Here is a 13,166-nt window from a genome sequence, read left to right on the forward strand (position 1 = left end):
CGCAGACGCTAGCATAATTGCCTTATTTTCCAAAGAAGTCGCACGGAACTCGACACTTTCCTCTTCCAAAGCGCCAATAGGTATTATAAAGGTATCATTATGCGTTACGGGCGACAGATTCATATCGGTGTCGATGGCGGTGGCTCCGGCTGCCGGGCAGCTCTTGTCGATCCGGTGACCGGCGTCCGTCGCAGCGCTGAGGGTGGGCCCGCGAACGTGACAAGCGATTTTGACGGCGGCATCGCCACGATCGCGGGTCTGCTCTCGCAACTGATCGGCGAGGCGCGCCCTGAAGCGGGCGCTGAAACCCATTCGATCTGGCTTGGCCTCGCGGGCATTACGGGCGCTGTGATGGCCGGACGCACCGAAGAAGCGCTGCGCCTGCGCTTTCCGGGCGCCCGCATCTGCGCCTCGGGCGACCATGAGGCGATGCTCACCGGGGCGCTCGGCCTTGGCGACGGTACATTGATCGGCGTCGGCACCGGGTCGTTTGTGGTTCGCCGCGCCGCGGGGCAGGTCCGGCACCTTGGCGGGCGCGGGTTGATCCTCGGCGATCAGGCATCGGGCGGCTGGCTAGGGCTGAGGTTGATGCAAGAGGTGATGCTGGTCCTTGACGGCCTTCGCCCCGCAAGCCCGCTCGCCGACCATATCCTTTCGCACCACGGGCATGACCCCGGGCAGATCATCGCCTTTGCGCGGGCTGCGGTACCGGCCGATCTGGCGCGGCTCGCGCCGGAGGTTGTCGCGGCCGCCGAGGCTGGCGACGAGCTCGGTCGCGCGTTGCTTTGCGACGGGGTGGAGTATCTGATCCGCGCGCTTGAGGTGATCGGCTGGCGGCCGGGCGAGCGGCTTTGCCTTGCGGGCGGACTTGGCGACATCTATGCGCGGCATCTGCCGGCGGGCGTACTGGAATGGATCGTCCCGGCTGCGGGAACCGCACTCGATGGCGCGCTCCTGCTTGCTGCACGGGCGGGGGAGGATATGCCATGACGGTCATCGAGTTCCTGCAGCCCGAAGACTGGCTGTCAGACGAGGGCGGGCCGCTTTACGTGCAGCTTCGAAAGCGCCTGGAATCCGGTATCGCCTCTGGCTTCCTTGCCCATGACATGCCTCTGCCGCCGGAACGCGAGATGGCCGTCATCACCGGCCTGTCACGGGTGACGGTGCGCAAGGCGATCGCCGAACTGGTCGAGCGTGGGCAGGTGATCCAACGGCAGGGCTCGGGCTCATTCGTGGCGCCGGCTCCGGCGCGCGTCGAACAATCGCTGTCGCACCTGACCTCGTTTTCTGAGGACATGAACCGCCGTGGCTACCGCCCGACGGTGCGCTGGCTGGAACGCGGGCTGTTTCTGCCTGCACCGGACGAGCTGTTGACCCTCGGCCTCGGCGCATCCGATCAGGTGGTGCGGCTTTCGCGCCTGAGGCTCGCCGACGACAGGCCGATGGCGATCGAGCGCGCCTCGCTGCCGCCAGATATCCTGCCTGACCCTTTGTCGGTCGAGAATTCGCTGTACGACCTTCTCGGGCAGCGCGGTCGCCGGCCCGTGCGGGCAATGCAGAAAATATCGGCGATCAACCTCGGACCCGAGGATGCCGACCTTCTGCAGGTGCGCCCGCAGGCCGCGGGCCTCAGGATCGAACGGATCGGCTTTCTTCCGGAAGGCCGGGCCATCGAACTGACCCGCTCCATTTATCGCGGCGATGCCTACGATTTCGTGGCCGAACTGCGCCTGCCAGAGAAACGTTAGGGGACTGATGTGACCGATCTCAAGACGAGCCGCATGTTTTCGGAAATCCGGGAAATTCCAGATGCCGTGGACCGGTTGCTGACCGACGGCATGGACGCCATTACCCATGCAGCCGTCGCGGCTCGGACGCTCGATCCCGCGGTGGTTGCCACTGTGGCGCGCGGATCTTCTGATCAGGCGGCGACCTTTTTCAAATATGCCGCCGAACTGACGCTTGGGCTGCCGGTCGCCTCGATCGGCCCTTCGGTCGCCTCGATCTACGGGGCGAAGCTAAGGCTTGATGGCGCGCTCTGCATTTCGGTTTCCCAATCGGGCGCGAGCCCCGACATCGTCGAACTGGCGCGGTCCGCGACGGCGGGAGGGGCGCTGACCGTTGCCGTCACCAATGACCCGGCGTCGAAACTTGCCCGGGTCAGTGCCGAGACGATCGATATAAAGGCGGGGCCGGAGTTGAGCGTGGCGGCGACCAAGACGTTTGTGACCTCGGTCGTGGCCCTGCTGGCTCTGGTCGCCGAATGGAAGGCCGATGCCGCCCTGCGCGCAGCGGTTCGCACGCTGCCCGAGGCTTTGGGCCGCGCCGTCAGCCACGACTGGCCCGAACTGCGCGCAGCGCTGCAGGGCGCGCGTTCGCTTTATACGCTCGGGCGCGGGCCATCCTATGCGATCTCGGGCGAGGCGGCGCTGAAATTCAAGGAAGTCAGCCAGATCCATGCCGAGAATTACTCATCGGCCGAGGTGCTGCACGGCCCGGTTTCGATCGTATCCGATGGCTTCCCGATACTCGCTTTTGCGGCACGCGATGCGGCCGAGGATGCGCTGCTCGATATCGCCGAGAAGATCGCCGCCAAGGGCGCGCGGGTTTTTGTCACCTCTGACCGTGTGCGACAGGCCGCCCGACTGCCTTTCGCCGCAACAGGCCATCCGCTGACCGATCCGATCGCGCTGATCGTCTCGTTCTACGCGATGGTCGAACGGTTCGCGCGCGAGGCGGGTATAGACCCCGACGCGCCGCGCCATCTGCGCAAGGTCACTGAGACGATCTGAGGAAAGGCTGCAATGACCATCGAGGCAAAGCCAGACGGCTGGGACGAGGCGGCGATGGCCGGGCAGGGGGCCTGGATCCTGCCCGAGACAATTTTCGATGGTATCTGGCTGAGAAGCGGTACGTCGCTTTTCGTCCAGAAAGGCCGCGCTTCGTTGAAACGCTTTGACGGAACCGGGCCGGTCTGGAAGTGCGGCGGCATCCTGTCGCCGGGTTTTGTCGATCTGCAGGTCAATGGCGGCGGCGGTATCCTGTTCAACAACCGGCCCGACGCCGAAAGCGCGCTTGCAATCGCGGCCGCACACCGCACCACGGGCACCGTGGCGATCCTGCCGACCTTGATCACCGATGCGGCCGAGGTGCTTGAGGCGGCGGCAGACGCGGTGATCGCGAGCCACGGGCGGGGTGGGATTGTCGGCATCCATATTGAAGGGCCGCATATTTCGCCCGCCCGCAAGGGTACGCATGCCGAGGGCCATATCCGGCCGCTGGAAGAGCGAACCTTCGCGGTCGTCGCGCGCCTGAGACAGCGCGGCATTCCGGTGATGATCACGCTCGCGCCCGAGGCGGTGCAGCCGGGGCAGGTGGCGCGGCTCGTCGCCATGGGCGTCGTGGTGGCCATCGGCCATACCGATGCATCGGCTGCGGCGGTGAATGCGCTTCTGGCCGAGGGCGCGCAGTGCTTCACCCATCTTTTCAACGCGATGTCGCAGATGCAGGGTCGCGAACCGGGCTGCGTCGGCGCCGCGATCAATTCCTCTGCCTATGCCTCGCTCATCTGCGACGGCATTCATGTGGCACCCGAGATGATCGCGCTGGCGCTGCGTGCGCGCCCGGTTCCTGACCGGATGTATTTGGTCAGCGACGCGATGCCGACTGTCGCCGGACCGGAAAGCTACAAGCTCTACGGTCAGGACATCCGGCTGGATCATGGACGGCTTGTGAATGCAGACGGCGCGCTTGCCGGCGCACATGTCACGATGCTGCAGTCTGTGGCATTTCTTGCCCAGAAGATCGGCCTGTCGCTGGAAACTGCTTTGCGCATGGCCATCAGCCATCCGGCGAGACTCATGGGCTTGAAGGCGCTTTCGGCAATCGAGGGGCGGGCGGTGTCTGACCTCATTCTCATCCGCCAGGATCTGTCCGAGATGCAATTTGTGCTGCCATAGGGCAACTGATCCGTATATCCGATAATCGGTATTATGTAACTATTTGATATATGCGAGTCCGGACTTTCACACGCGCCCGTCTTCGGTCATAAGGCCCGGAAAGCCCTGGAAATGCCAGCGAGGACGCTCCATGACCTTTTCCCGCGCCATAAAGATCGCACCGTCGATCCTCTCGGCCGATTTCGCCAACTTCGGCCAGGAAATCCGCGCCATCGAGGATCAGGGCTGCGACTGGGTCCATGTCGATGTGATGGACGGCCATTTCGTGCCGAACCTCACGTTCGGGCCGCAGCTTTGCAAGGCGATCCGGCCGCATATCAAAACGGTGATGGACGTCCATCTGATGATCGCGCCGGTTGATCTCTATATCGACGCCTTCTGCGAGGCTGGCGCCGATGTGCTTACCGCGCACGTAGAGGCCGGCCCTCACATCCACCGCACCTTGCAAGCCATTCGTTCCAATGGGAAAAAAGCCGGTCTTGCACTCAATCCCGGGACACCGGCCGAGGCGGCACGCGAATTGCTGGATCTTGTTGACCTCATCTGCGTGATGACGGTCAACCCGGGCTTCGGCGGGCAAAAATTCATTCATTCCCAGATAGATAAGGTGCGCGCCTTGCGCGCGATGATCGGCGACAGACCCATCCATATCGAGATCGATGGCGGCATCACGCCCGAGACCGCGCCACTGGTCGCGGCGGCGGGCGCGGATGTTCTGGTAGCGGGATCGGGCGTCTTTTCCGGCGGGTCGGTTGCGAAACCGCAGGTCTATGGCCAGAATATCAGGGCGATCCGCGCCGCCGCCGAGGCGGCCCCGCGCTGAGGAGGAACTCATGGCCGTATCCCCGCCCGTCTGCGATTTTGGTTGGAAAGCCCCGGATTTCTCGCTTCCGGGCACCGACGGGCGCACGTGGTCGCTTGGCGAGATCGCCGGGGCAAACGGCACGTTGATCATGTTCATCTGCAACCATTGCCCCTATGTGCAGGCGGTGATGGACCGGATCGTGCGCGACGCGGCGGCGTTGCAAGCCGAAGGGATCGGCGTGGCCGCCATCTCGTCCAACGATGCGGCCGCCTATCCGGCCGACAGTTTCGCCAATATGGCGACTGAGGCGCAGCGCCACGGATTTTCCTTTCCCTATCTCTACGATGAAAGCCAGGCGGTCGCGCGCGCCTATGGTGCCGCCTGCACCCCGGATTTCTTCGGCTTCAACAACCGGCTTGAGCTTCAGTATCGTGGCAGGCTCGATGCGTCGGGCAGGCAACCGGCAGGACCAGAGGTGAAACGCGAGCTGTACGAAGCAATGAAACTGGTCGCCCGGACGGGCAAGGGGCCAGACGATCAGATCGCCTCTCTCGGCTGTTCAATCAAATGGCGGGATGTGTGAGCCCCCCGCCCGCCCTGATCTTCGACCTCGACGGAACCTTGATCGACAGCCTTCCGGATCTGGCTGCGGCGGTGAATCGGCTGCTCGCCGCCGAGGGGCTGGCGCCGATGGCACGCGCCGAGGTCCAGTCCTATGTCGGCGATGGCGCCCCTGCGCTGGTCCACCGGGTGATGGCGGCGCGCGGGCTGGCGGCGGAGCGCCACGCGGACCTGACGACACGGCTCGTCGCCGATTACAGCGCGCTCCCGGCTGAACTGACGACCGTCTATCCTCACGTATTCGAAACGCTGACCAACTTGAGGCAGCACGGTCATCCGCTCGGCCTCTGTACGAACAAACCCGGCGCCGCCACGGGCGCGGTGCTTTCCGCGCTCGGTCTCGCCCTTCTCTTCGATGTGGTCATATCGGGCGACAGCCTTCCGGAGCGGAAGCCCCACCCTGCCCCGCTTCTGGCAGCAATCGACAGGCTCGGCGCACCAGCGATTTTCGTCGGCGACAGCGAGGTCGATGCCCGCACCGCGGAAGCCGCCGGTCTGCCCTTCTTTCTCTTCACCAAAGGCTACCTGCGGGTTCCGCTGTCCGAGATCAGCGTCACTGCCACGTTCGACGACTTTGCCGACTTTCGGGAGCTTATTGCGACATTACCTGCAACGCCGTAACATCTTTCCGAAGATCGCCAGAACTTCCGGAACGATTTACGCATTCAAATATTGATATATGTTTGACATGCGCCTATATGCGAAGCGTGGCAAGCAGGAGAGACCCATGACATCGCTCACCAAACCCGAAGTGACCGGCTTTTTCGACGAGGCCACCAATACCGTCACCTTTCTGGTGAAGGATCCTGCAAGCAACGCCTGCGCCATCGTCGATTCCGTCCTCGATTTCGATTATTCCTCGGGCCGGACCGACACGAAATCTGCCGATGCGGTCATCGCCTATGTGAAGGACAAGGGCCTTTCGGTCGAGTGGATCCTCGAAACCCATGTCCATGCCGACCATCTGTCGGCCGCGCCCTATATCCAGCAAAGGATCGGCGGAAAGATCGGCATCGGCGACCGGATCACCGTGGTGCAGAACACATTCGGCAAGATCTTCAACGAAGGCACCGAGTTTCAGCGCGACGGCAGCCAGTTCGACAAGCTGTTTCAGGAAGGCGACCGGTTCGCCATCGGCAGCCTTGAGGGCCGCGTCCTGCACACGCCGGGCCATACGCCCGCTTGCCTGACCTATGTGGTGGGCGACGCCGCCTTCGTCGGCGATACGCTCTTCATGCCTGATTTCGGCACGGCGCGCTGCGACTTCCCCGGCGGATCGGCCGAGACGCTTTTTGCCTCGATCCAGAAGATCCTGACCCTGCCGGACGAGACCCGCATCTTCGTCGGCCATGACTACAAGGCACCGGGGCGCGAGACCTATAGCTGGGAAACCACGGTCGCCGAGCAGAAGGCCTGCAACGTCCATGTCGGCGGCCGCTCGCAAGAGGAATTCGTGGCGATGCGCGAGGCGCGCGACAAGACGCTTGCGATGCCGAAGCTGATCATCCCGTCCCTGCAGGTGAACATGCGTGCCGGTCAGATGCCGCCCGCCGACAAGGACGGCAAGACCTTCCTCAAAGTGCCTGTGAACGGCCTGTGACGAAAAGCTGAGCCACAGCCCAGGCGGGATTTCCCATGAAACGCTATTTCCCCATCCTTGAATGGGCGCCTGCCTATTCGCGCGCGACCTTCGCGGCCGACCTCATCGCCGCGCTGATCGTCACGGTGATGCTGATCCCGCAGTCGCTGGCCTATGCGCTTCTGGCGGGGCTTCCGGCGGAGGTCGGCCTTTATGCCTCCATCGCACCGCTGGTCCTCTATGCGCTCTTTGGCACCTCGCGGACGCTGGCCGTCGGGCCGGTCGCCGTTGCCTCGCTGATGACCGCAGCAGCCGTCGGGCAGATCGCCGCCTCGGGCAGCCCGGATTATCTGGCCGCCGCCGTTCTCCTGGCGTTTCTGTCTGGTGCCTTCCTTCTGGCGATGGGGCTTCTGAGGTTGGGGATCGTCGCCAATTTCCTGTCGCATCCGGTGATCACCGGCTTTGTCACCGCCTCGGGCCTTCTGATCGCTGCGAGCCAGCTGCGCCATATTCTCGGCGTGAAGGGTGGCGGCCAGACCCTACCGGAAATCGCAGAAAACCTCTGGCCGAACCTTGCTGCCGTGAACCCCTCGACGATCCTCCTTGGCCTTGCGGCGATCGCCGCGCTGGTCGCGGCGCGGCGCTGGCTGAAAGGGCTGCTCATCGGCCTCGGCCTGACGGCCGGAACAGCAGGCATACTCGCCCGCCTCGGCCCGATGGTCGTGGTGATCGCCTCGATCCTCTTGACCGTTCTTATGAACCTGCCTGCCTCCGGGGTCGCCATCCTCGGCGAAGTGCCGCGCGGCCTGCCCACCCCTGCCCTGCCCCGGCTCGATCCTGACCTGATCGCGCGTTTGGCGCTGCCCGCGCTTCTCATCTCCATCGTCGGTTATGTCGAGACGATCTCGGTCGCCCAGACGCTCGCCGCCAAACGCCGTCAGCGCATAGACCCCGATCAGGAACTGGTGGCGCTCGGCGCCTCGAACCTTGGCGCAGCGCTGTCGGGCGGCTTCCCGGTGACGGGCGGCTTCGCCCGTTCGGTCGTCAACTTCGACGCGGGCGCAGAGACGCCCGCGGCGGGTGCCATCACCGCGCTTTTCATGGCGCTTGCCACGCTCTTCCTCACCCCCGCGCTTTACAACCTGCCGCAGGCAGTGCTCGCCGCCACCATCATCGTCGCCGTCCTGAGTCTTGTCGACCTCGGCGCCTTCGGCCGGACCTGGGCCTATTCGCGCGCGGATGCGGCGGCGATGGGGGCCACGGTGCTTGTGACGCTGGTGAAGGGGGTCGAAATGGGGATCGTCGCGGGCATCGGCCTGTCGCTCGCGCTCTACCTCCTGCGCACCTCACGTCCGCATATGGCAGTGGTCGGGCAGGTCGCGGGCACCGAGCATTTCCGCAATGTGCTGCGCCATCATGTGGTGACCGTTCCGAACATCCTGTCGATCCGCGTCGACGAGAGCCTCTATTTCGCCAACACCCGCGCCCTCGAAGACCGTATCCTCGCAGAGGTCGCTGACAGGCCCGCGCTGAAGCATGTGGTCCTCATGTGCCCGGCGGTGAACGACGTCGACGCCTCCGCACTTGAAAGCCTCGAAGCGATCAACCACCGCCTGAAGGATGCGGGCGTCCTTTTCCACCTGACCGAGGTCAAGGGACCGGTTATGGACCGTCTGAACCGCAGCCATTTCCTGCGCGACCTGAGCGGGCAGGTCTTCCTGTCGCAGATCGACGCGATGCGGACCCTCGCGCCGGACGAGACATGCGCGGCTCTCGCATGCCAGCGCAGCGACAGCCTGAGGAAAGCGGTCTAGACGACCGCTTTCTCAAGAAAGGGCCGCCCTGCAATGATCCGCTCCGGCCCCAGCGGTGAAAGGTCGAGCGTCTGCCAGGCGCCGGTCAGGATCAGCTCCGCCATACCCCGCCCGACGGCGGGCGCCTGTTGCAGCCCGTGACCGGAAAAGCCAGAAGCGATGTAGAAATTCTCAGTCCCCGGCCAAAGACCCAACACCGCGTTCTGGTCCAGCCGGTTGTAGTCGTAATGCCCGACCCACAGTCGCGCGACCTTTACCGCGTCGAACCCTTCGCTGCGCTCGTAAAGGCGCGGCCAGATCAGCTCCTCGAACTGGGCATGATCGGGTTCCCAATCGTCGGGGTCGCAGGGGCCGTCCTCTGCGGGCACGGTGGCGGTGATCCATTGGCCATGCTCAGGCCGCAGATAGATGCCGAAATGATCGATGATCAGCGGCGCCTCCGGATGACGGGCATTGGGCGCATCGATCACGAAGACCGTGCGTTTGCGTGGCTCGACCGGCAGCGCGAGCCCGGCTTTCGCACAAAGCGTGCCTGACGCGGTGCCTGCGGCATTGACGAAAGAGCCGCAACAAATTGTTTCGCCGCTCTCCAGGTTTATCGATTCAACGCGGCCGCCTTTGAGGTTCATCCCCGCCACGCGGCCCTTGCGATACTCAACCCCCCGCGCGCGACCGGCATTCCTGAACCCATGGAGAAGGCCCATATTGTCGAACCAGCCCTCGTCGCGCGGCCCGAAACTGCCCGCGACCAGATCGTCGACCTTCATCCAAGGCCAGCGCGCCGCCAGTTCTGCCGGTCCCAATATCTCGGTCGAGGCGCCCAAGGATCGCTGCATCACAGCCAGTTCCTGCATAACCGCCCTGCCGCTCTCCGACGCGGTCAGGAACAAATAACCGTTTTCTTTCAAGCCCAAGGACGGGACTTCCCCCTCCGGCCCGACGCGCTCACCGAAATTGCGAATGAAATCGACACCGAAGCGCGAAATCTCGACATTCACCGGGTTCGAGAACTGGCTGCGGACCGAAGCAACCGACAGGGCGGTTGCGGAGCGCGCATAGGTCGGATCGGGCTCGACCACGAGAATGCTCAGCGCTGGCGCCATGCCTGCGAGCCACCAAGCGATAGAGGCCCCGGTCACCGCACCACCCGCGATCACCACATCATATTTTTCCATGCCGCCCCCAAGAATCCGTGCGTGCGATACGTATCATGCCGGGGTACGGAAAAAAGGCCCTGCACTCGACAAAGGCGATAAATCGTGGCAGGGAACAAGCGGGGATAGATGACAGGAAGTTCTATGGACTTTACTGCTTGCAGCCGCGCTTCCGGGCGCGTTCTGTCAACGGGGATAGGGGAGGTCTGCGGTGTCTAGTCACGCCTTCCCGACCACCGACTCCGGCATCCAGTATCTCGACCAGGTACTGCGCGCGACCACGATTGAAGAGATCTGGGCACTGCATTGCGAGAAGATGGCAAGCTACGGCTTCGACCGACTGCTCTATGCCTTCACCCGGTTCAAGACGCCGAATTCGATCGGCAATGTCGACGATTCCCTGATCCTGACCAATCACACGGCCGACTATGTGAAGGAATTTGTTCACGGCGGCCTCTATAAGTCGGCACCTATGGTGAAATGGGTGGCCGACCATGTCGGCGCGCAATCCTGGTCGCTGATGCATGAGCGTATCCGCAACGCCAATCTCAGCGCGGACGAACGCCGTGTCCTTGACCTCAACCGCCGGTTCGAGGTTCTGGCAGGCTATTCGATCGGCTTCCGCGAGGTCTCGGTCCGCGCCAAGGGCGGCATCGGTCTTTGCGCCAAGCGTGGCCTCAGCCAGAGCGATGTCGAGCGAATCTGGGCCGAGCACGGCCGCGAGATCACGGTTCTGAACAACGTCTGCCACCTGCGCATCTCCGCCTTGCCCTATGTCAGTCGCAAGACTCTGACCGCGCGCCAGCGCGAGGCGCTGGAATGGGTGGGCGACGGCAAGACCACTCAGGATATCGCTATGATCATGGGGCTGACGCCCGCAACGATCGAAAAACACCTCCGGCTCGCGCGAGAGGTGCTGGAGGTCGAGACGACCGCGCAGGCGGTTCTCATGGCCTCCTTCCGCAACCAGATTTTCCTGGTGCCAGAGCTTCGCATCACCTGATCCACGCGGAAATTGATCAACGGTAAGGATTTCCTGACTACCGTTACGCGACGTCAAATGTCATCAATACCCTTGTTCCGTGAGTGGTGGCGAAAGCCAGGAACGCTGATCCGGATGCCTCGTATTCTCGGGGGGGAGGGGTCAAGCCGGGAAACCGGTACGGGCCTGTCGGGGGTATTTCCGCCCCGGCAGGTTCCCGTCAAAGTCGCGCCCTGTCCTCATCCCCAACAGGTGCGGCGCGCTTGAAGGCGGTGTTGCCCTTCCCCGGCAGCACCGCCATTCTTATTTGCGTCGGGCATGACACCAAAGAAAAGGGCGCCGGTTTCCCGACGCCCGTTTGATTCGCTGGGAAGGGACCTCAGGCGCCCTGCAGGGTCTTGGCGACCTCGGCGGCGAAATCCTCTTCCTTTTTCTCGACACCTTCACCGACCGCGACGCGCGCGAACGACAGGATCTCGACGCCCGCCTCCTTCGCCGCCTGTTCGACGGTGATGTCGGGGTTCATCACGAACTTCTGGCCCAGAAGCGTAACTTCTTCGAGGAACTTCTTCATCCGGCCGGGGATGATGTTGTTCTGGATCACCGCTTCGGGCTTGGGCTTGGCTGAAGAGGCGTTTTCTTCAAGCGCCTTCTGGGTCTGGACGGTGCGCTCGCGCTCAACGATCGCGGGGTCGAGCGAGGCTTCCGACAGAGCCATCGGCGAGGATGCGGCGATATGCATCGCGAGCTGCTTGCCGATGCCGTTATCCGTACCTTTCAGGCCGACGAGAACGCCGATCTTGCCAAGACCGTCGGCGACCGAATTGTGGACATAGGACACGACGACATCGCCCGAGACCGCAGCCATGCGGCGCAGGGTCATGTTCTCGCCGATCTTGGCGATCGCGTCGGTCAGCACCGCCTCGACCGGCTTGCCGTTAAGGCTCGCGGCTTTCAGCGCCTCGACGTCGGAAACGCCGAGCGCGACCTGCGCGAAGCTTTTCACCATGCCCTGGAATTCTTCGTTCTTGCCAACGAAGTCGGTTTCCGAGTTGACCTCGACGGCCACGCCCTTGCCGCCCTCAATCGCGACACCGACAAGACCCTCGGCCGCAACGCGGTCGGCCTTCTTCGCGGCTTTCGCCAGGCCCTTGGTGCGCAGCCAGTCGATGGCGGCTTCCATGTTGCCGTCGTTTTCGGTCAGCGCCTTCTTGGCGTCCATCATGCCTGCGCCGGTCGTATCGCGCAGTTCCTTGACCATGCTCGCGGTGATCGTCATGACCGCTCTCCTTCAATGTTCATGAACCGGACAGGCGGGGAATATCCCCGCCCGCTGAAATCTGTGTGACAGGGGGCACCGGCCCCCTGCCCCGGCCTCAGGCGTCGGCGCTCGCGTCGAGCTCTTCCGCCGGTGCCTCGGCCAGCGCGCCGAGGTCGACACCTGCCGCGCCCATCTGGGCCGACATGCCGTCAAGCGCCGCACGGCTCACGAGGTCGCAGTAAAGCGCGATGGCGCGGGCCGCGTCGTCGTTGCCCGGGATGACATAGTTCACGCCCTTGGGCGAGCAGTTGGTGTCGACGACGGCGACGACCGGAATTCCGAGCTTATTGGCTTCGAGCACGGCGAGGTCTTCCTTGTTCACGTCGATGACGAAGAGGAGATCGGGAACGCCGCCCATCTCACGGATGCCGCCGAGCGAGGCCTGGAGTTTCGCCTGCTCGCGCTCCATGCCCAGACGTTCCTTCTTGGTCAGGCCCTCAGCGCCCGAGGCCATCACCTCATCGATCTGCTTGAGACGCGCGATCGACTGGGAAACGGTCTTCCAGTTGGTCAACGTGCCGCCGAGCCAGCGGTGGTTCATGTAATATTGCGCGCACTTTTCGGCGGCTTCGGCGACGGCCTTCTGGGCCTGACGCTTGGTGCCGACGAAAAGGATCCGGCCGCCCTTGGCGACGGTCTCGCGCACCACATTAAGCGCGGCGTCGAGCATGGGCACGGTCTGCGTCAGGTCGATGATATGGATGCCGTTACGGTCGCCGTAGATGAACTCGCCCATCCGCGGATTCCAGCGCTGGGTCTGGTGGCCGTAGTGAACGCCCGCTTCAAGAAGCTGGCGCATGGAAAACTCAGGAAGCCCCATGGCTATTTCCTTTCCGGTTTGTGCCTGGGCGAAGTGATCTTACCCCAAAAGGGGCAACCGGTGGACCGCCGGGGATGTCTCCCCCGAAAGCCCGCACTTCGCCTGTGAAGT

The 13,166-nt window shown here is 63.7% G+C and carries 13 protein-coding genes; 10 read left to right on the forward strand and 3 right to left on the reverse strand.

The annotated features are described in order from the left end of the window. Positions 1–99: 99 nt before the first annotated feature. The 9 genes from OU426_RS02145 to OU426_RS02185 all read left to right on the forward strand — a co-directional run bounded on the left by OU426_RS02145 (position 100) and on the right by OU426_RS02185 (position 8,778). Complete coding sequence (locus OU426_RS02145) at positions 100–990, forward strand: glucosamine kinase nucleotide-binding domain-containing protein (RefSeq protein WP_267632198.1); 891 nt, start codon at positions 100–102, stop codon at positions 988–990. Then, the gene (locus OU426_RS02150; protein WP_267632199.1) at positions 987–1,748 is read left to right on the forward strand and encodes a GntR family transcriptional regulator; all 762 of its coding nucleotides are present in this window, start codon (positions 987–989) and stop codon (positions 1,746–1,748) included. Before OU426_RS02145 ends, OU426_RS02150 begins: the two co-directional genes overlap by 4 nt. 9 nt (positions 1,749–1,757) lie before the next feature. After that, a complete protein-coding gene (locus OU426_RS02155) occupies positions 1,758–2,792 on the forward strand; it encodes an SIS domain-containing protein (RefSeq protein ID WP_267632200.1) in 1,035 nt (344 codons plus the stop codon). A 12-nt stretch (positions 2,793–2,804) separates the two neighbouring features. Next, on the forward strand, positions 2,805–3,959 hold the full coding sequence (locus OU426_RS02160) for an N-acetylglucosamine-6-phosphate deacetylase (RefSeq protein WP_267632201.1): 1,155 nt from the start codon (positions 2,805–2,807) through the stop codon (positions 3,957–3,959). Between the two features lie 130 nt (positions 3,960–4,089). Continuing rightward, on the forward strand, positions 4,090–4,782 hold the full coding sequence (gene rpe, locus OU426_RS02165) for a ribulose-phosphate 3-epimerase (RefSeq protein WP_267632202.1): 693 nt from the start codon (positions 4,090–4,092) through the stop codon (positions 4,780–4,782). 10 nt (positions 4,783–4,792) lie between these two features. Further along, positions 4,793–5,347 (forward strand): thioredoxin family protein, encoded by a 555-nt coding sequence (locus OU426_RS02170; protein WP_267632203.1) that lies wholly within the window; start codon positions 4,793–4,795, stop codon positions 5,345–5,347. Further along, entirely contained in the window at positions 5,344–6,006 is a 663-nt protein-coding gene (gene gph, locus OU426_RS02175; protein ID WP_267632204.1) for a phosphoglycolate phosphatase, read from the forward strand. The genes OU426_RS02170 and gph overlap by 4 nt, the downstream gene beginning before the upstream one ends. Before the next feature lie 106 nt (positions 6,007–6,112). Beyond that, the gene (locus OU426_RS02180) at positions 6,113–6,985 is read left to right on the forward strand and encodes an MBL fold metallo-hydrolase (RefSeq protein WP_267632205.1); all 873 of its coding nucleotides are present in this window, start codon (positions 6,113–6,115) and stop codon (positions 6,983–6,985) included. A 35-nt stretch (positions 6,986–7,020) separates the two neighbouring features. Next, complete coding sequence (locus OU426_RS02185) at positions 7,021–8,778, forward strand: SulP family inorganic anion transporter (protein WP_267632206.1); 1,758 nt, start codon at positions 7,021–7,023, stop codon at positions 8,776–8,778. Here the strand turns inward: OU426_RS02185 and OU426_RS02190 are convergent. After that, positions 8,775–9,953, reverse strand: a complete 1,179-nt coding sequence (locus OU426_RS02190) for an NAD(P)/FAD-dependent oxidoreductase (RefSeq protein WP_267632207.1) — start codon at positions 9,951–9,953, stop codon at positions 8,775–8,777. The genes OU426_RS02185 and OU426_RS02190 overlap by 4 nt on opposite strands. Before the next feature lie 190 nt (positions 9,954–10,143). Here OU426_RS02190 and OU426_RS02195 point away from each other — a divergent pair, with 190 nt between their 5' ends. Beyond that, entirely contained in the window at positions 10,144–10,935 is a 792-nt protein-coding gene (locus tag OU426_RS02195) for a LuxR family transcriptional regulator (RefSeq protein WP_267632208.1), read from the forward strand. A 358-nt stretch (positions 10,936–11,293) separates the two neighbouring features. Here OU426_RS02195 and tsf read toward each other — a convergent pair whose 3' ends face one another. Then, on the reverse strand, positions 11,294–12,193 hold the full coding sequence (gene tsf, locus OU426_RS02200; protein ID WP_267632209.1) for a translation elongation factor Ts: 900 nt from the start codon (positions 12,191–12,193) through the stop codon (positions 11,294–11,296). A gap of 97 nt (positions 12,194–12,290) precedes the next feature. Continuing rightward, on the reverse strand, positions 12,291–13,055 hold the full coding sequence (rpsB, locus tag OU426_RS02205) for a 30S ribosomal protein S2 (RefSeq protein ID WP_267632210.1): 765 nt from the start codon (positions 13,053–13,055) through the stop codon (positions 12,291–12,293). Positions 13,056–13,166: the final 111 nt, after the last annotated feature.

The sequence above is a fragment of the Frigidibacter sp. RF13 genome (assembly GCF_026626305.1).
Taxonomy (GTDB): domain Bacteria; phylum Pseudomonadota; class Alphaproteobacteria; order Rhodobacterales; family Rhodobacteraceae; genus TMP-24.

Bases quoted from the DNA above. Each gene is read 5' to 3' on its own strand.
- OU426_RS02145 (WP_267632198.1), top strand. From the start codon at position 100: ATGCGTTACGGGCGACAGATTCATATCGGTGTCGATGGCGGTGGCTCC.
- OU426_RS02150 (WP_267632199.1), top strand. From the start codon at position 987: ATGACGGTCATCGAGTTCCTGCAGCCCGAAGACTGGCTGTCAGACGAG.
- OU426_RS02160 (WP_267632201.1), top strand. From the start codon at position 2,805: ATGACCATCGAGGCAAAGCCAGACGGCTGGGACGAGGCGGCGATGGCC.
- rpe (WP_267632202.1), top strand. From the start codon at position 4,090: ATGACCTTTTCCCGCGCCATAAAGATCGCACCGTCGATCCTCTCGGCC.
- OU426_RS02170 (WP_267632203.1), top strand. From the start codon at position 4,793: ATGGCCGTATCCCCGCCCGTCTGCGATTTTGGTTGGAAAGCCCCGGAT.
- OU426_RS02180 (WP_267632205.1), top strand. From the start codon at position 6,113: ATGACATCGCTCACCAAACCCGAAGTGACCGGCTTTTTCGACGAGGCC.
- OU426_RS02185 (WP_267632206.1), top strand. From the start codon at position 7,021: ATGAAACGCTATTTCCCCATCCTTGAATGGGCGCCTGCCTATTCGCGC.
- OU426_RS02190 (WP_267632207.1), bottom strand. From the start codon at position 9,953: ATGGAAAAATATGATGTGGTGATCGCGGGTGGTGCGGTGACCGGGGCC.
- tsf (WP_267632209.1), bottom strand. From the start codon at position 12,193: ATGACGATCACCGCGAGCATGGTCAAGGAACTGCGCGATACGACCGGC.
- rpsB (WP_267632210.1), bottom strand. From the start codon at position 13,055: ATGGGGCTTCCTGAGTTTTCCATGCGCCAGCTTCTTGAAGCGGGCGTT.